Genomic DNA, 16,793 nt, shown 5'->3' with positions numbered 1-16,793 from the left:
ATCTGCGCCAACCTCGGACACGCTGCCGGGACTTGATGTCATGCTCACACGCAGCGCATGGCCGGGGGCCGAGCGATACGTGAACAGGACAGCTTTTACGGAGAGCGGCTCAGGACACCGCGCGGTAGCGGCGCTCCGGGCGGCCCGTCCCGCCGTAGCGCAGTGACACCTCGGCCCTGCCGGTCTCCGCGAAGTACTCCAGGTAGCGGCGGGCGCTGACCCTGGACAGGGCGCCGCCCTCGGCGCATTCGGAGGCCGACAGGCCGTCCGGGTGCTCGCGCAGGACGCGCTCCACCAGGTCCGCCGTGTGGGCCGCCAGGCCCTTGGGGAGCTCGCGGGAGCCCGGGGGGCGGGTGCCGAAGATACGGTCCACGTCCTCCTGGCGGGCTTCCTGGCGGGCCTCGTCCAGCGCGTCCAGGCGGTTGCGCAGCGAGGCCACGTGCTGCAGCTGCTCCTGGAGGGCGGAGCGGTGGAACGGCTTGATCAGGTAGTGCAGGGCGCCCGCCCGCAGGGCCGCCCTGACCACACCGGCGTCCCGGGCGGCAGTGATGAAGAGGGCGTCCGCGCTGTTGGTGTCCCCGTCCCGTTCCTCCGCGGCGCGCAGCTCCCGCAGGACTTGGATCCCGTCCATGTCGGGTAGGTAGATGTCGAGCAGGACCAGGTCGGGACGGTGTCGGCGGGCCGCGTGCAGGGCCTCGGCGCCCGTGTGTGCCACGCCTACGACCGTAAAACCGTCCAATGCGGACACATAGCGGCTGTGCAGCTTCGCGACCATGAAGTCGTCGTCCACCACCAGCACTTTCGTCACGCCCGACACCGTAGGGCGCGACCACAAGGACCACAACGTCCATTGGTTCCGGAACGGCGACAGGTCGTTGACGCGCAGGCAACATGTGGGCCACCTCACACGCGTACACCCACGGCTCGAAAGGCGGCTCCCGGTGCGACTGCGCATTCCACTCGCCCTGTTCGGGGCAGCGCTGCTGGTGGTCGTCGGGCCACCGCTGCTGTCCACCGGCAGCGGTTCCGACACCGGCACGCAGATCCCCGGACTGCGCTTCATGGTTCCCAACACACCCGGCGGCGGTTACGACATCACGGCGCGCACCGCGGCGAAGAACGCCGAGGACGCGGGACTCACCCATGGCATCGAGGTGTTCAACCTGCCCGGCGCGGGCGGCACCGTCGGTGTGACCCGGCTGGTCGCCGAGCACGGCAACGGCAAGCTCGCCATGTCGATGGGCCTCGGTGTCGTGGGCGCCGTGCACACCAACAAGTCGCCCAAGACCCTGGGCGACACGACCCCGATCGCCCGGCTCACCGAGGAGCAGGACATCGTCGTCGTCTCCAAGGACTCCCCGTACAGGACGATCGACCAGCTGCTCACCGCCTGGAGGAAGGACCCGGGGAAGATCCCGGTCGGCGGCGGTTCCTCGCCCGGCGGGCCCGACCACCTGGCGCCGATGCTGATGGCGAAGGCCGCCGGGATCGCTCCGGAGAAGGTCAACTACATCCCGTTCGACGGCGGCGGCGAGCTGCTCGCCTCGATCCTCGGCGACAAGGTCGGCTTCGGTGTCTCCGGTGTCGGTGAGTACCTCGACCAGATCGAGGCCGGTGAGCTGCGGCTGCTCGCCGTCACCGGTCCGAAGCGGGTCCCGGGCCTCGACGCGCCCACCCTCCGCGAGGCCGGTCTCGACACCGACTTCACCAACTGGCGCGGCATCGTCGCCCCGCCCGGACTCTCCGAGGCGGAGCGCGACAAGCTCGTCGGGCTGGTCACCGAGCTGCACGACTCGAAGCAGTGGCGGGACTCCATGACGAAGAACGGCTGGGACGACGCCTTCCTCACCGGTGACGCCTTCGGTGACTTCCTGGACGCCCAGGACCGCCGTGTCGCCACTGTCCTCAAGGAGCTGGGACTGTGAGCGACGAGAACATCCCCGACCGGCCCGCCACCGCCCGCGCCTGGCTGCGCGAGCACTCCGAACTCGGCGTCTGCGTCCTGCTGCTCGTGCTCGGCGTCCTCGTCCTGACCGACGCCCTGACGATGAGCGTGGACATCACCCAGCGTGGACCGGTCGGGCCCAAGACCGTGCCCGTGGCCGTCGGGATCGGGCTGCTGGCCGTCGCTGTGCTGCTGGCCGTCGACGTCCTGCGCGGCGGCCGCGGCGAGGCGGAGGCCGGCGAGGACGTCGACCTCGACGAACCCGCCGACTGGCGCACCGTCGCCCTGCTCACCGGCGTCTTCCTCGCCTTCGCCGTCCTCATCGGCCCGCTCGGCTTCCCGATCTCCGGCGCCCTCCTCTTCTGGGGTTCGGCCTACGCGCTGGGCAGCCGCCACCTCGACCGCGATCCGCTCATCGCCGCCGGGCTCTCCCTGGTGACCTACTTCGTCTTCGACAACCTGCTCGGGGTGCCCCTCCCGGGCGGCCCGCTGATGGGGGTGCTCTGACCGATGGATTCCCTCAACTCCCTCATCGACGGCTTCGGCACGGCGCTCACGCCGGTCAACCTTCTCTGGGCCGCACTCGGCGTCCTGCTCGGCACGGCGATCGGTGTGCTCCCCGGCATCGGCCCGGCCATGGCCGTGGCGCTGCTGCTGCCGGTGACGTACGGACTCGAACCGACCGGTGCCTTCATCATGTTCGCCGGGATCTACTACGGCGCGATGTTCGGCGGCTCCACCACCTCGATCCTCCTCAACACCCCGGGGGAGAGCGCGGCCGTCGTCGCCGCGATCGAGGGCAATCCGATGGCGAAGGCCGGGCGAGGCGCACAGGCGCTCGCCGCCGCCGCCATCGGGCACTTCGCCGGGGGCATGATCGGCACGATCCTGCTGGTCGTCCTCGCCCCGACCGTCGCCTCGCTCGCCGTCGACATCGGCGCCCCCGACTACTTCGCCATCATGGTGCTGGCCTTCATCGCCGTCACCTCCGTGCTCGGCTCCTCCCGGATCCGCGGCCTCGCGTCACTCCTCATCGGTCTCACCATCGGCCTCGTCGGCCTGGACCAGATGACGGGCCAGCAGCGCCTCACCTTCGGCTCGCTCCAACTGGCCGACGGCATCGACGTGGTGATCGTGGCCGTCGGGCTCTTCGCCATCGGGGAGGCCCTCTGGGTCGCCGCGCACCTGCGCCGTACCAGCGGGGAGCCGATCCCGGTCGGCCGCCCCTGGCTGGGCAAGGCCGACGTCCGGCGAACCTGGAAGTCCTGGCTGCGCGGGCCCCTCATCGGCTTCCCGTTCGGCGCGATCCCGGCGGGCGGCGCGGAGATCCCCACCTTCCTCTCCTACGTCACCGAGAAGCGGCTCTCCAAGCACCGCGACGAGTTCGGCAAGGGCGCCATCGAGGGTGTCGCCGGGCCGGAGTCCGCGGCCTCCGCCTCCGCCGCGGGAACACTCGTCTCCATGCTGACGCTCGGCCTTCCCACCACGGCCGTCGCCGCCGTCATGCTGGCCGCCTTCCAGCAGTACGGCATCCAGCCCGGCCCGCTGCTGTTCGAGCGTGAACCCGAGCTGGTCTGGGGCCTGATCGCCTCGCTCTTCGTCGGCATGGTGCTGCTGCTCGCGCTGAACCTGCCCCTCGCGCCGCTCTGGGCGAAGCTGCTGCGTATCCCGCGCCCCTACCTGTACGCCGGCATCCTGTTCTTCGCAGCCGTCGGCGCCTACGCGGTGGGCGGGGAGGCCGTCGACCTGGTGATCCTGCTGGTGATCGGGCTGATCGGCTTCGGGATGCGGCGGTACGGACTTCCGGTGCTGCCCGCGATCATCGCGGTCATCCTCGGCCCGTCCGCCGAACAGCAGCTGCGGCGCGCCCTCCAGATCAGCGACGGCAGCGTGACCGGCCTGGTCGACACCCCGTTCTCCGTGACGGTCTACGTCGTCGTCGCGCTGATCCTGCTGTGGCCACTGGTGAGGAAGGTACTGGGACGAAACCGGGCGTGACGGACTGTCGGTGGCGGCTGAGAGGATTGCGGGTATGACCACGATCGACTGGGACGCCGCCGCCGACTCGTTCGACGAGGAACCCGACCACGGCCTTCACGACCCTGTGGTCCGCAGCGCCTGGGCGCGGCGGATGGAGACCTGGCTGCCCACCGCGCGCTCCGCGGTCCTCGACCTCGGATGCGGGACGGGCAGCCTGGCGCTGCTGGTCGCCTGCCAGGGGCACCGGGTCACCGCCGTCGACCGGTCGGCCCGGATGGTGGAGCAGGCGCGGGCCAAGCTGGCCGGGACGGGCACCGAGGTGCTCGTCGGCGACGCGGCGCACCCTCCGGTCGGCAGACAGCGGTTCGACGTGATCCTCGCCCGGCACATCGTGTGGCTGCTGCCCGACCCGGCAGCCGTCCTGCGGCACTGGTTCTCGCTGCTGCGGCCGGGCGGCCGGCTGGTGCTGATCGAAGGCGTGTGGAACGGCACCGGGATCCCCGCGGCCGGCCTCACCGCACTCCTCGCCGAGCACACGGAGCGCGTCCACCACGAGCCGCTGTCCGGGGACTCCCGGCTCTGGGGCAAGGAGGTCGACGACGACAGGTACGCCCTGGTGGCCCGTGCCGAGCCGCCGCACCGGCACACCGAGGTCGTCGACGTCCACCTCATCCTGCGCAGAGGCTCCGAGGTGCTCCTCGCCCGGCGGGCCGGCACGGGCTATGCCGACGGGCTGCTCCACGCCCCCTCAGGCCACGCGGAGGACGGCGAGGACGTCCGGGCGGCGATGATCCGGGAGGCGGCGGAGGAGATCGGCGTCGAGCTGGATCCGGACGAGCTCCGGGTGGCCCTGGTCATGCAGCACAGGGGACCGGGCGGCAACCCCAGGATGGGCTGGTTCTTCGAGGCGGACCACGACCCCGCGCGCCCGCCCCGCAACGCGGAGCCGGACAAGTGCTCGGAGCTGGACTGGTTCCCCCTGGACGCGCTGCCCGACGACATGGTGGCGTACTGCCGTGCGGGCCTCGACGGGTACCGCGCCGAGCAGCGCTTCCTGATCCACTGGCACGAGGACGACGACACCGTCGCCCACGCACCGCGGGGCATCCGGCGTGCCGTCCCGCTGCCGGTCGCGGCTGCCCCCACCGGCAGGCTGCACCACGTGGAGCTGTGCGTGCCCGACCTGGCCGAGGCCGACGCGGAGTGGGGCTGGCTGCTCGGACGCCTCGGCCATGTCCCGTACCAGCGCTGGGCGCTCGGCCGGAGCTGGCGGCGTGGCGACAGCTATGTGGTGGTCGAGCACACACCCTGCCCGACCGGCGGCCGGCACGACAGCCCGCGCCCGGGCGTCAGCCGCCTGGCGTTCCACATCCGCGACCGTGCCACGCTCGACGCCCTGCTGGCGGACGCCCCGGGGCACGGCTGGCGGCCGCCGTCGGCCGGCCTCCCTCCGTACGCCGACGAGAGCGGGCCCTACGCGGCCCGCCTGACGAACACGGCGGGGCAGGAGGTGGAGCTGGTCGCGCCCTGGAGCTGAGTGGCTCCGGCGACGGCCGAGTCGCGCGTCGGAACCGGAGGGCGACCCGCTTCCGTCCGGTGACCGCAGGGCCCTTACGGAGAGGGCAGACCGGGCGCCGTGGGGCACCGGGGCCGACGACGCCCAGGGTGTGTCAGCCCGTGCGATCCACCGAGACCAGCCACCGCCGGCGCCGGCGTTCGGTGACGAGCCCCGCCAGTCCCTCCGTGCGGGCCAGATTCTCCAGCTCGTCGAGCGCCCGGACAGCCGCCTCCGCCGCCGACGGGTCGCGGCCGGCGAGGCCGCTCTCCTCGAACTCGTCCTCGTCCAGGCGCAGTACGGATGAGCCGTCCGCCGACACCCACAGATCCAGGTCCAGGTCCTCGACCAGGAGTTCGGTACCCCGCAGCACGGCGGGCCGCGTGATGTCGCAGTACCAGCCCTTGAGCTGACCGCTGCCGGTGCGGACCTCCTTCACCGCGTACCACCGGTCACGCCAGTAGTGCTCGGTGAAGACGTCGCCCGGCTCGAACCGTACGAAGCCGAAGTCCCGGACCCCCGGGGCCGCCCACGGGGCCCGGACGGTGATCCGCGTCCCGTCGTCGCGGACCGGCTCGGCGGGGTAACGGATCTTGGTGCGGCCTGCCTTGACCAGGGCCACCGTCAGAGTGGCACCGGAATCAGCCGAGCTCGCGGACATGACGCACCTCCGTGGCGCAGATCTCGTAACCGAACCAGCGGTTGACCGCCAGCATCGGACCGTTCCCGGCGTCGTTGCCGGTGTAGGCGTCCGTGTACCCGGCGGCCCGTGCCCGGTGCAGGGAGCCGTTCTTGGCGAGCTTCGCCAGCCCCCTGCCCCGGAAGGCGCGCAGGGTGCCGGTCATGGCCGACGAGTAGCGGGTGAGCCCGTCGGTCTGCGCCGCGCTGAACGCCGCGACCTGCCCGTCCACCGTCACCACCGTGGTGAGCGCGTGGTCGAAGCCGGGCCGCCGCCACGTCGTGGCCAGCCAGTCCTGGTAGTCGTCGAACTCCACCGGGGTGTCGCTCGGTTCGTCCGCGGTCGTCTCCGCGTCTGCCTCGAACAGCGGGCGCGGGTCGTCCTCGAAGTCGGCGGCGGTGCGCAGCTCGACCCCGGCGGGAAGCTCCTGGAGCGGCGGCAGCGTGCCGTCCGCCAGGCCGAGGCGGAGGAAGTGCGCGGGACGGCGCGCCGCATAGCCGCGCTTCTCGGCGAACGCGCGGTTGTCCGGTTCGTCGAGCACCCAGGCGTAGACCGAGGTCGCGCCCGCGCCGGCCACATGCTCCTCGCCGGTCCGCAACAGAAGCGACCCCGCGCCCCGGGCCGTCCTGTCCGGGCGTACGTACGGATTGCAGAACCCCTGGCCCGGCTCCGTGCTCTCGTGGGAGACGCCCACCTGCGCGGTGCCGATCACCTCGCCGTCGTCCTCGGCGACCAGCAGCCGGTAGTGCCGGTCGGGGTGGGCTTCGGCCAGGTCGCTCAGGACCTGCTCCGGGGTCGTCACCATGTAGGGCAACGCGGCACGCCGCACCCGTACCCAGGCCTCCGCGTCGGAGGGCCGGAAGTCACGCACGATCACCGTCATGCGCCGGACGGTACGCGGGCGACCCGCCCGGTCGCCTCCGATTTTCCGGCGGTGGGAGAGAATCGGCGCGTGACCCTGAAGATCGCCGTTGACCCGGACTCCGCCACCGCCCCGTACGAGCAGCTGCGCGCCCAGCTGTCCGAGCAGGCCCGCTCCGGCGCCCTGCCCGTCGGCTACCGCCTCCCGACCGTCCGCGGCCTCGCCGGTGAACTCGGCCTGGCCGCCAACACCGTGGCGAAGGCGTACCGCGCGCTGGAGAGCGACGGGGTGATCGAGACGCGGGGGCGCAACGGGACGTTCATCGCCGCCGCGGGCGACGCGGCGGCCCGCCATGCGGCGACGGCGGCGCAGGAGTACGCCGAGCAGGCCCGGCGCCTCGGCCTCTCCAGGGCCGACGCGCTGGCACAGGCCGAGGACGCGGTACGGGCGGCCTACGCGCGGTAGCGCGGCAGATCAGAGGTACAGGCCCGCGTCGGCGCCCGCGTCCTGCTTCGGCACGGACGCGGGACCGCTGCCGCGCCGCAGGGCGTACAGCTCCGCGAGCGTCGCGCCCTCGCGGCCGAGCCCCTCCTCCGTGCCCAGCCAGGACACCGACTCCGCGTGGGTCAGCGAACCGATCTCGATACGGGCCAGGCAGCGGCCGGGCCGCACGACCGCGGGGTGCAGCCGCTCCAGGTCCTCGTTGGTCGTCACCCCCACCAGCACATTGCGGCCCTGGCCCAGCAGGCCGTCCGTAAGATTGAGCAGCCGGGACAGTGCCTGACCCGCCGTGTGCTTCGCCTCACCGCGGATCAGTTCGTCGCAGTCCTCCAGGAGCAGCAGCCGCCACCGGCCCTTCGCCGAGCCGTCGTCCTCGCCGATGGCGATGTCCATCAGATAGCCGACGTCGTTGAAGAGCCGCTCCGGGTCCAGCACACAGTCGACCTGGCACCAGTCCCGCCACGACCGGGCGAGGGTGCGCAGCGCGGAGGTCTTGCCCGTACCAGGAGGGCCGTGAAGCAGGAGCAGCCGGCCGGCGATGTCGTCCGGGGTGACCTTCATCAGCCGGCCCATGGCATCGGCCACCGGGGCCGTGTAGTTGGCGCGGACCTCGTCCCAGGTGCCGGCGGTGATCTGCCGGGTGGTGCGGTGCGGACCGCGCCGCGGGGACACGTACCAGAAGCCCATGGGGACGTTCTCCGGCTGCGGCTCCGGCTCGTCCTGGGCCCCGTCCGTCGCCTCGGACAGGATCTTCTCGGCCAGCTCGGAGGTGGTGGCGGTGACCGTGACATCGGCGCCCCGGTTCCACCGCGAGACGAGCAGCGTCCATCCGTCGCCCTCGGCGAGGATCGCGCTGCGGTCGTCGTCACGGGCGGTCCTCAGCACCTTGGCCGCCGTGGGAAGCAGGGTCGCCCCCGACTTGACCCGGTCGAGGGAGGCACTGTGCGAGCAGGGCTGCTCGCCCGTCGCGAAGCGGCCCAGGAACAGCGCGTCCACGACGTCGGACGGCGAATCGCTGTCGTCGACGTTGAGCCGGATCGGCAGGGCGGACTCGGGGTTGGCAGACATGGCGCCCATGATCCGGCACACCGGCATCCCGCGCACCCAGGTTTCAGGAGCCGGTGGACCGGAACGCCCCGGGCGGGCGCTCCGGCGCCCGCCCCGGTCACAGGCCTCAGGTGTGCTGCCCGGACAGGTTGGTGACGCGGCCCACCCGGCGTACGCCGCGCACGACGGCGAACCCCTTGGTGAGCGCCCGGTCCACCACGAACACCCGGGCGACGGCCCGGCCCTCGACCAGCTGTGCGAACTCGGCGGCGCTCGTGCTGCGGCGGACGGTCATCCGCTCCAGGGCGTACGGCCCCTGGCGGCGGCGCGCCAGTGCGTTGCCCACGGCGAGGGACTGCGCGAAGCCGGCCGCCCGCACCGACCGCCGCACCCGGCGGGTGGAGTAGCCGTAGGGATAGGCGAAGGAGGCCGGGGGACCGCCCAGTTCGGCGGTGACGATCTCGCGGCAGCGTACGGTCTCGGCCCGCAGCGTCACCTCGTCGAGCTGGTCCAGCTGCGGGTGGGTGTGGCTGTGGCCGCCTATTTCCACACCCGTCGCGGCGAGTTCGCGCACCTGGCCCCAGTCGAGCATGGTGTCCGGGGCCCCGCCCTCGTGGTACGCCCCGCGCAGCCAGCCGGTGGTGACGAAGACGGTGGCCGCGAAACCGTGCTCGGCGAGCACCGGCAGGGCGTGCCGGTGCACCCCCTCGTAGCCGTCGTCGAACGTGATCAGCACCGGCCGGGGCGGCAGGGCCCGCCCCGTGCGCCAGAGCTCGCCCAGCGCGGCCGTGGTGAGCGGGGTGGAACCGCGCCGGGCCAGGATCTCCATCTGCGTGCGGAAGGCGCCGGGCGACACCGAGAGGCCGTACACGCCGTCGGACGGACGGCGGCCGACGGCGTGGTACATCAGGATCGGAACGGCCGCGCTCAACGGACCTCCTCAGGCGTGACCGCCGGCCGGATCGCCGGTACGGCGAAGGACGCGCCGTCGCGCCGGACGCGTACGCTCCCCACCGCGAAGCCGGCGGCCGCCGCCAGCACTCCCGTCACGACGGCACCGGCGCGGCCCGCTCCGCCCGGACGGCCGAGCAGGAAGTCCCGTACGCCCCGCAGCACCCCGGCCGGGAGTACCCGGGTGGTGTAGCGGCGCTCGGACTCGAGCCCCCGGCCCGCACCGACGCTCCGGGCGACGAGCGCCTTGGAGAGCCCCTCGGCGTACGTACGGGTACGGAAGTAGCCGAAGCGTTCCCGCACCCCGGGGACCTTGTGGTGGATCACGGCCCGGTCGTCGATCAGCAGGACGGCGTGGGGGAGTGCGCGGCTCAGCCGGATGCACAGCTCGGCCTCCTCGCCCCCCAGCGGCCGCTTGTCCCCGTCCCGCCCGATGCCGGTGGCGAAGCCGCCCGCCGCGTCGAAGGCCGTACGCCGGAACGACGCGTTGCCACCGAGGACGTTGCGGACCCGGACCGTGCCGGGCGGCAGCCCCAGGTAGGTGCACCCGACGACCCAGTCGAACTCCTCGGGGAACCAGAGCGGCCTGCGGCCCGAGGCCCACGACGGCAGGGTCCGGCCGCCGACGGCCATCACCTCCGGATCGTCGTAGCCCTGGCCGAAGTGGTGCAGCCAGTCCGGCTCGGCCACCGCGTCGTCGTCGAGGAAGGCGACGATCGCGCCCCGGGCCGCGGCGATGCCCGTGTTCCGGCCCGCCGACAGACCGCGGGGGCCCGCGTTCGCGAGCACCCGCACCCCCGGGCCGTCCCCGAACTCCCCGGCGAGGCGACGCAGCAGTGCCGGATTGTGGTCCACCACCAGGAGGATCTCCTCCGCCGGCAGGGACTGCGCGCGGACCGAGGCGACGGCCTCGAGGATGTCCTCCCAGCGCTCCTCGGTGTACACGCAGATGACGACGGAGAAATCGCGTGGGGCCGGAGTCACAACACCTGTCCCCGGCCGATCACGGCGGGAACGGCCGCCGTCCGGCGCACGCGGCGGCGCACGCCCTTCTCCTTGAGGATCACCCTGAGCACCCGGAGCCCGTCCCGCACGGCGCTGAGGTTGCTGACGCCGTGGATGCGGTTGTACTCGTGGCTGGGCACCTCCTGGACGCGGAGGCCGGCCTTGACCACCCGGATGTTCATCAGGGTCTCTATCTCGAAGCCGGTGCAGTCCAGGGTGATCCTGTCCAGGCAGTGCTTCCAGAAGGCGTTGTAGCCGTAGCAGAGGTCGGTGTAGCGGGCCCCGAACTTGCGGTTGACCACCGTGCACAGCGCCCAGTTGCCGAGCTTGCGGACGGGCGTCATGTCGTCCGTGCCGCCGCCGTTGGCGAAGCGGGAGCCCTTGGCGAAGTCTGCGCCGCCGACCAGGGCGGAGACGTAGCTGACGATCTCCTCCCCGTCAGCCGAGCCGTCCGCGTCGACCATCACGATGATCTCGCCGGTGCAGGCGGCGAAGCCGCTGATCAGGGCGTCGCCCTTGCCCTTGCCGACCTGCTTGACGACCACGACGTCCGGCCGGAGTTCGCGGGCGACCCGGACGGTGTCGTCGGTCGAATTCCCGTCCACGAGCACGACTTCATGAATCCAGTCGGGCAGCGTCCTGAACACATAGGGAAGATTCTCCGCCTCATTCATGGCGGGAATCACGACACTTACCGGTGGCGCTATCGCGAGGTGCGAGGAGATCGGACGGTATTCGCTCTTTATTCGAGTGGCTTCGGTCTCTTCGGCGGCAGGTCTGATCGAGGAAGGCAGGACTGAACTCATGATTCTTTTCCCTCTCGTCCGGTGGACGGCCCGCCCCCGGGCTGTCCGGATAAAGGTCCGGTTCGAAAGGGGGGTTCTCACCCCGGCCATGACGGCATGGCGCTCCGAGCTGGCTGGATGAGGTGGAACAACTGGCCGCGCGGCGACCGACTCGACTGAGTACGGCCGCTGGCACGGCACCCCCCTACCGTGCCCCGCTCCGGTATCCACCGCGGCTGCCTGAGCCCTCCCCTGGAGCCGCCTGCGTGATGGACCGTTGCGGGTTGATCTACGACGGTATTAACGATTGGAACTGTATGGCAAGACATGCGATGACGTCTCGCTCTTTTCGGACTTTGACGGAACTGTCACATTCGGCCGCGGAATTGACGCTTCCCACTTCTTGCCGTGTTCCGGCCGGGATCTGTGCCGGCAGATAAATGATCAGCGCGGCGGCCGGGCCGCCCGTTGTCAACGGGTGACCCGGCTGCCCCTACTGTCCCTGTCTCATGGCTGATGATCCGCATCGGCGACTTTGCCCCCCAGCGCGCCGGATGTCGGATTTCAATGTGCCGCACCGTCAAGTAGCCGTCAAAAAGGCGTAGTTGCGTCGCCTTGGCATGCCCACTACCGGAATACCGGCCGGTACTGCTACTACGGAGCAGGCAGAGATCCTGCCCAAGGAGGTTCCATGAAAATGTCCGGACTCGTGGCGTTCTCGTCCTCTCTCCTGCTCGGCACCGTTCTCGCTCTGACCGGTGCGGGCGTCGCCCAGGCCCAGGAATCCGCGCAGACCGCCGCGGCCGTCGACTACGTGGCCCTGGGGGACTCGTACGCGTCAGGTGTCGGCGCCGGCAGCTACGACGGTGCGAGCGGCGACTGCAAGCGCAGCACCCGCGCGTACCCCGTCCTCTGGGAGGCGGCCAACAGCCCCGCCTCCTTCGCGTTCACCGCGTGCTCAGGAGCCAGGACGGGCGATGTCACGGCCGGTCAGCTCGGGCCCCTGACCTCCGCGACCGACCTCGTCTCGATCTCCGTCGGCGGCAACGACGCGGGCTTCGCCGATGTCATGACCACCTGTGTCCTGCAGTCGGAGGCGACCTGTCTGAGCCGGATCGCCACCGCCCGCTCCTACGTCGACTCGACCCTCCCCGGCAAACTGGATTCCGTCTACGCGGCGATCAGCGCCAAAGCGCCCGCGGCCCACGTCGTCGTCCTCGGCTACCCCCGCTTCTACAAGCTCGGCGGGAGCTGCGCCGTCGGCCTGAGTGAGGCGGAACGCTCCGCCATCAACGGTGCCGCCGACTACCTCAACGCCGCCACCGCCAAGCGCGCCGCGGACCACGGCTTCACCTTCGGTGACGTCACCTCGACCTTCACCGGGCACGAGATCTGCTCGGGCAGCGCCTGGCTGCACAGCGTCAACTGGCTCGACATCGGTGTGTCCTACCACCCCACCGCCGCCGGGCAGTCGGGGGGCTACCTGCCCGTCCTCAGCTCGAACGCCTGACCGCACCTCAGTAGCGCGGCGCGCCGGCGCGGCCATCCGCCGAGGAGGGGACTCCGCCCTGCGGGGTCTCCTTCCGGACCGGCAGGAAGGGCTCCACGGCTTCCGTCGTGGCCTTCCCGCCGCCCCTCTCGTCCTGGTCGTCGTCGCTCGCCAGCGCCCAGACGACTCCTCCCGCGACGAGCAGCGCGAGAACCGCCCCCACTGCCACCAGGACGCCTGTGCGTCTCGTACGGCCGGCGGGTTCCGGTGCGCTCGTGACGGTTCCGGGTTTCCCGGCCGCCTCGGCCGTGCCGTCCGTCGGCGGTGGCAGCGGAGGGCCGGCCGCTCCGCCGCCGGGTGATCCGGTCCCGCCCGCGGCCAGGATCCGCAGCCGGCGCTCCGCGTCCCCGGCCGTGAGCCGCCCGGCCGGGTCCTTGCACAGCAGCCCCTCGATGACCGGCGCCAGCGCGCCCGCCCGTCGGAGCGGCGGCTCCTCCTCCTCGGTCACCGCGCGCAGGGTGTCCGGCGGAGTGTTCCGGCCGAACGGCGGCCGCCCCTCGACGGCGGCGTACAGAAGCACTCCGAGCGACCAGAGGTCGGACTCGGGCCCCGGCGCGCGCCCCCGCGCACGTTCGGGTGCGAGGTAGTCCGGCGAGCCGATCGGACCACCCGTCGCCGTGAGGCCGGACGGGCCGTCGGCGGGGGTGATGCCGAAGTCCTTCAGCATCACCCGGCCGTCGTTGGCCATCAGCACGTTGCCCGGCTTCACGTCGAGGTGCAGCAGGCCGGCGTCATGGGCGCCGCGCAGTGCCGCGAGCACCTCCGCGCCGATCCTGGCCGCGCGCCGGGGGGAGAGCGGGCCGTCGGCGTGCAGTACGTCCGACAGGGCGAGCCCACGGACCAGCTCCATCACGATCCAGGGCCGGGAGTCCTGGGTGACCACGTCATGCACGGCTACGGCGTTGCGGTGCGAGAAGCGGGTCGCCGCCCTGGCCTCCCGCTCCAGACGGGCGTGCAGCAGTTCGGTGTCGGTGACGGACAGGGCGGCTGGCGCACGGACCTCCTTCACGGCCACCTCGCGCCCCAGCACCTCGTCACGGGCCCGCCACACGATGCCCGCCCCGCCCTCGCCCAGCGGGTCCAGAAGGCGGTAACGATCCGCGATCACACGGCCGGTTCCCGGGACTTCGCTCATCGGTGACCCTCCATCAGCAGCGGTGCGCAGTACGGACGAATCCCTTCCAAGCTAACCCAACGTGTCCCGGAACCGACGGGATCCGGTAACGGCCCGTCAGCTCCCGTGTACAGGTGTGCAATCCTGCGGCCGGGATACACGAGTGTCACCGCGGGACGATAGGGTTAACCTGCCCGGGCCGGGTGCCCTCGTACGGGTGGGGAGTGACATGGAACAGATAACGGTGCGCAGCAGGCCTCGTGTGCCTGCGATTACATGTGGGAGCGGTGCGACCAGTTCGCGCCTCGACCGCCATCTCGCAGTGCTGGGCGGCCCCGCCGTTCCGCAGCGCGAGTCGGCGGAGGCGACGCTGCTGATGCTCGAGCTCACCTCGCGCGACGCCGCGCACACCCGCAGGAGCAGGAGCGCGCGTGTCTCGCTCTTCGCCCCGTTGCGGCGACTGCGGCGCTCGCTCTTCGGCAGCCGCCGCTGACCGACGGCTGTCACGACCGGTCCGGCCCTCCGCTCGGGGCCGCGTCCACGATCACTCCGTCCCGGCGCAGTGCTGCTTTTCGCCCGTCCGTCATCCCCAGGGCCCGCAGCGTTGCGTCGGTGTGCTCCCCCAGCGCCGGTTCGGCACCCATCGGCGCCGACGCCCCCGCCCGGCAGCGTGACCGGGGGCAGCAGCGCCTGCGACGCGCCGACAGATATGGCCGGTTCCCGCCGTCTCACAACAGCGCGAACTGCCCCTCCGGCCCCTCCTCCTGGTGGTCCAGTACGGACGCGGGACGCCGGGCCGAGGCCGGCACGGGAAGCACCCCGGCCGCGCGCAGCCCGTCCAGGGTCAGGACATCCTCCTCGTCCAGCCGGTCCCGCAGCGCGTCCTGCCGGGGCCGCACTCCGGCGAGCAGCGCCAGGACGGTGATCAGCTCCAGCAGTTCCGAGGTCCGCTCCTGCGGCCAGCCGCGCGGCCCCACCGCCGCAAGCCCCTCCGCCGTCTCCGTCCGGCGCTCGAACCACAGCTCCAGCATCCGTACCCCGCAGACCCGGAAGTCCCAGGCCCCCACGGGAACGGGGGAGACGCGCCCCTCGCCGAGGACGAGCGCCTCGTCGTCGGCGTCGTAGTCCAGACCGGTGGGCCGGGGCGGGATCGCGGCCCGCACATAGGGGCGCCGGCCGCCGGGCAGACGCGGACGCTCCCCGCCGCGCGCCCCGCGCAGCTGGATCCGCAACAGCTCCTCGCCGAGCTCCACGCCCTGCGCCCACAGTGCGCCGTCGGCGGGCAGCGGGACGAGCGGCCCGGCAGGGGAGGGGCGGGCGGCGGCGAGCGCCCAGGCCAGGACGGATCCGGCGGTGACCGGCGCTCCGTACCGGGCACTCAGCTCAGCGGCCAGCCCCGGTGCGAGATTGGGCTCCAGGCCGCCCGGACGCCGGTAGAGCGGCCGTATCCGGCCTGGCCGCCCGGCGGGGGAGTGGCCGTCGGGCAGCAGCGCGGTCGCGGACAGGGCGGGGCCGCTGTCCTGGGGCACGTATCCGTGCTCGACGGCGAAGACCTGGTGCCCGTCGGCGACCCGCCACAGCTCCGGGCGCGCCGCGTCGAGCAGCCTCTGGTCGGGAATCAGCCACTGTTCGTCGAAGGGGCCGTGCGAGATCCGCACCGGTTCGGGACAGGGGCCGGGATCCCGGGCGAACGCACTCGTGCCGGTGGCCCTGCCGGGCAGTGCCGCGGCCGGGGTCAGCGGTGTACGGGAGCGGCTGGGCCGGAACAGCCGTTCCTGCTCGGCGCCTTCCGCCTCTGCCAGCAGGTCCCAGCGGGCCCGGAGCGAGGCGGCGTCGGGGGCCGTCACCCAGGGGCGTCCCGGTCTCAGGGGGCGCACCGACCAGGGCATGAGGTCGTCGAGCAGCGGGAGCGCGTCGCTCCCGCCGGTTCCGGCCGCCACCCGTGCTGCCACCGTGTCGTCCTCCCCCTCGCCACGTCCGCCGCCCCAGGCATCGTAACGACCGCCCGCCGCGGCCCCGCCGTCAGTGCGCGTCGACGGTCACGGAGAAGGAGAAGCGGTCCCCCCGGTAGCGGATGCGCGCCACGTCCACCACCGTGCCGTCCTCGTCGTACGTCACGCCGGTGTAGTGCAGGATCGGGCTGAGCAGCGGGACGCCGAGCAGCTCGGCGGTGAGGGGGTCGGCAAGGCGCGCCTCGACGGTGTCCGTGATCCGGGAGATCCGTACGCCGACGGCGTCGCGCAGCACCTTGGTCATCGGCCACCGCTCCAGATCGGCCACGTCGAGCCGCGCGGCGACCTCCGGGCGCACCGCGTTCTCCGCCCAGTTGGTGGGTTCGCCCGTCCCCTCGTCGCAGCGGAGCCGCCGGTAGGTGACCACCTCCGGACAGTCCGGGAAGAACTCGGCGAGATCTCCTGGGACGGGCGCCCGGCCGTGGCCCAGGACGGTCGTCCGCTCGCCCGACTGCTGGGCGACGATCGCGTCGATCGAACCCATCAGCCGGACCGGGGACACCCGCCGGGCGCGCGGCTCGATGAACGTGCCGCGCCGCCGGTGCCTGCTGATCAGCCCTTCGCTCTCCAGCTCCTTGAGCGCCTGGCGCATGGTGAGGACGCTGACGCCGTAGTGCAGGGCGAGCTGTTCCTCGGTGGGCAGCCGCGTCGAGGCGTCCTGGGGGCGGCCCAGTATGGAGGCCCGCAGGGACTGCGAGACCTGGTACCACAGGGGCAGCTTCCGGTTCAGCACCAGGGAGTCGGGGGCGAAGCCTGGCGGGCTCGCCTCGTGCAACTGATCCATCTGGTTCACCTGGGCTTTCTGCGG

Annotated in this window: 18 protein-coding genes; 7 read left to right on the top strand and 11 right to left on the bottom strand. The window is 72.3% G+C overall.

From position 1 onward, the window contains the following. Positions 1-109: 109 nt before the first annotated feature. On the bottom strand, positions 110-775 hold the full coding sequence (locus ACIREO_RS18285) for a response regulator (protein WP_404111087.1): 666 nt from the start codon (positions 773-775) through the stop codon (positions 110-112). 166 nt (positions 776-941) lie between these two features. Between ACIREO_RS18285 and ACIREO_RS18280 the strand changes: the two genes are divergently transcribed. From ACIREO_RS18280 to ACIREO_RS18265, 4 genes are read left to right on the top strand one after another with little or no spacing between them, the layout of a single operon-like run. Next, positions 942-1,925: a Bug family tripartite tricarboxylate transporter substrate binding protein gene (locus tag ACIREO_RS18280; RefSeq protein ID WP_404110848.1), complete on the top strand. Its 984-nt coding sequence runs from the start codon at positions 942-944 to the stop codon at positions 1,923-1,925. Next, complete coding sequence (locus ACIREO_RS18275) at positions 1,922-2,452, top strand: tripartite tricarboxylate transporter TctB family protein (protein WP_404110845.1); 531 nt, start codon at positions 1,922-1,924, stop codon at positions 2,450-2,452. The genes ACIREO_RS18280 and ACIREO_RS18275 overlap by 4 nt, the downstream gene beginning before the upstream one ends. Positions 2,453-2,455: 3 nt before the next feature. Next, complete coding sequence (locus ACIREO_RS18270; RefSeq protein WP_404110842.1) at positions 2,456-3,943, top strand: tripartite tricarboxylate transporter permease; 1,488 nt, start codon at positions 2,456-2,458, stop codon at positions 3,941-3,943. A 34-nt stretch (positions 3,944-3,977) separates the two neighbouring features. After that, complete coding sequence (locus tag ACIREO_RS18265; protein WP_404110839.1) at positions 3,978-5,462, top strand: trifunctional class I SAM-dependent methyltransferase/NUDIX hydrolase/VOC family protein; 1,485 nt, start codon at positions 3,978-3,980, stop codon at positions 5,460-5,462. 133 nt (positions 5,463-5,595) lie between these two features. Here ACIREO_RS18265 and ACIREO_RS18260 read toward each other — a convergent pair whose 3' ends face one another. Next, positions 5,596-6,141: a DUF402 domain-containing protein gene (locus ACIREO_RS18260; protein ID WP_404110835.1), complete on the bottom strand. Its 546-nt coding sequence runs from the start codon at positions 6,139-6,141 to the stop codon at positions 5,596-5,598. Then, complete coding sequence (locus tag ACIREO_RS18255) at positions 6,122-7,042, bottom strand: GNAT family N-acetyltransferase (protein ID WP_404110832.1); 921 nt, start codon at positions 7,040-7,042, stop codon at positions 6,122-6,124. Before ACIREO_RS18255 ends, ACIREO_RS18260 begins: the two co-directional genes overlap by 20 nt. A 69-nt stretch (positions 7,043-7,111) precedes the next feature. On the opposite strand from ACIREO_RS18255, the gene ACIREO_RS18250 reads away from it, so the two are divergent. Continuing rightward, on the top strand, positions 7,112-7,486 hold the full coding sequence (locus tag ACIREO_RS18250; protein ID WP_404110829.1) for a GntR family transcriptional regulator: 375 nt from the start codon (positions 7,112-7,114) through the stop codon (positions 7,484-7,486). Between the two features lie 9 nt (positions 7,487-7,495). On the opposite strand, the gene ACIREO_RS18245 is transcribed toward ACIREO_RS18250, so the two are convergent. The 4 genes from ACIREO_RS18245 to ACIREO_RS18230 form a co-directional block, all read right to left on the bottom strand. Then, a complete protein-coding gene (locus tag ACIREO_RS18245) occupies positions 7,496-8,617 on the bottom strand; it encodes a DUF5925 domain-containing protein (protein ID WP_404110827.1) in 1,122 nt (373 codons plus the stop codon). Between the two features lie 79 nt (positions 8,618-8,696). Continuing rightward, positions 8,697-9,476 (bottom strand): polysaccharide deacetylase family protein, encoded by a 780-nt coding sequence (locus ACIREO_RS18240; RefSeq protein WP_404111084.1) that lies wholly within the window; start codon positions 9,474-9,476, stop codon positions 8,697-8,699. Positions 9,477-9,496: 20 nt separating this feature from the next. Next, positions 9,497-10,504, bottom strand: coding sequence for a glycosyltransferase family 2 protein (locus ACIREO_RS18235; RefSeq protein WP_404110823.1), 1,008 nt, complete (start codon positions 10,502-10,504; stop codon positions 9,497-9,499). Further along, positions 10,501-11,331: a glycosyltransferase family 2 protein gene (locus ACIREO_RS18230; RefSeq protein WP_404110821.1), complete on the bottom strand. Its 831-nt coding sequence runs from the start codon at positions 11,329-11,331 to the stop codon at positions 10,501-10,503. The genes ACIREO_RS18235 and ACIREO_RS18230 overlap by 4 nt, the downstream gene beginning before the upstream one ends. Before the next feature lie 670 nt (positions 11,332-12,001). On the opposite strand from ACIREO_RS18230, the gene ACIREO_RS18225 reads away from it, so the two are divergent. Then, on the top strand, positions 12,002-12,820 hold the full coding sequence (locus tag ACIREO_RS18225; RefSeq protein WP_404110818.1) for an SGNH/GDSL hydrolase family protein: 819 nt from the start codon (positions 12,002-12,004) through the stop codon (positions 12,818-12,820). Between the two features lie 7 nt (positions 12,821-12,827). Here the strand turns inward: ACIREO_RS18225 and ACIREO_RS18220 are convergent, their stop codons facing one another. Further along, positions 12,828-13,994 (bottom strand): serine/threonine-protein kinase, encoded by a 1,167-nt coding sequence (locus ACIREO_RS18220; protein ID WP_404110816.1) that lies wholly within the window; start codon positions 13,992-13,994, stop codon positions 12,828-12,830. 208 nt (positions 13,995-14,202) lie between these two features. Between ACIREO_RS18220 and ACIREO_RS18215 the strand changes: the two genes are divergently transcribed. Then, the gene (locus tag ACIREO_RS18215; protein ID WP_104790182.1) at positions 14,203-14,466 is read left to right on the top strand and encodes a hypothetical protein; all 264 of its coding nucleotides are present in this window, start codon (positions 14,203-14,205) and stop codon (positions 14,464-14,466) included. Between the two features lie 10 nt (positions 14,467-14,476). Here ACIREO_RS18215 and ACIREO_RS18210 read toward each other — a convergent pair whose 3' ends face one another. From ACIREO_RS18210 to ACIREO_RS18200, 3 genes are all read right to left on the bottom strand, one after another. Further along, positions 14,477-14,617 carry a hypothetical protein gene (locus ACIREO_RS18210; protein WP_404110813.1) on the bottom strand — a complete coding sequence of 47 codons (141 nt, stop codon included), beginning with the start codon at positions 14,615-14,617 and terminating at the stop codon, positions 14,477-14,479. 84 nt (positions 14,618-14,701) lie between these two features. Then, a complete protein-coding gene (locus tag ACIREO_RS18205; protein ID WP_404110810.1) occupies positions 14,702-15,925 on the bottom strand; it encodes a type ISP restriction/modification enzyme in 1,224 nt (407 codons plus the stop codon). Between the two features lie 70 nt (positions 15,926-15,995). Then, entirely contained in the window at positions 15,996-16,769 is a 774-nt protein-coding gene (locus ACIREO_RS18200) for a GntR family transcriptional regulator (RefSeq protein WP_404110807.1), read from the bottom strand. Positions 16,770-16,793: the final 24 nt, after the last annotated feature.

It is taken from the genome of Streptomyces sp. NPDC102441 (assembly GCF_044765585.1).
Lineage (GTDB): Bacteria > Actinomycetota > Actinomycetes > Streptomycetales > Streptomycetaceae > Streptomyces.
Note: the sequence above shows the minus strand (reverse complement) of the source record. Positions and strands in the feature narration are given on the sequence as shown.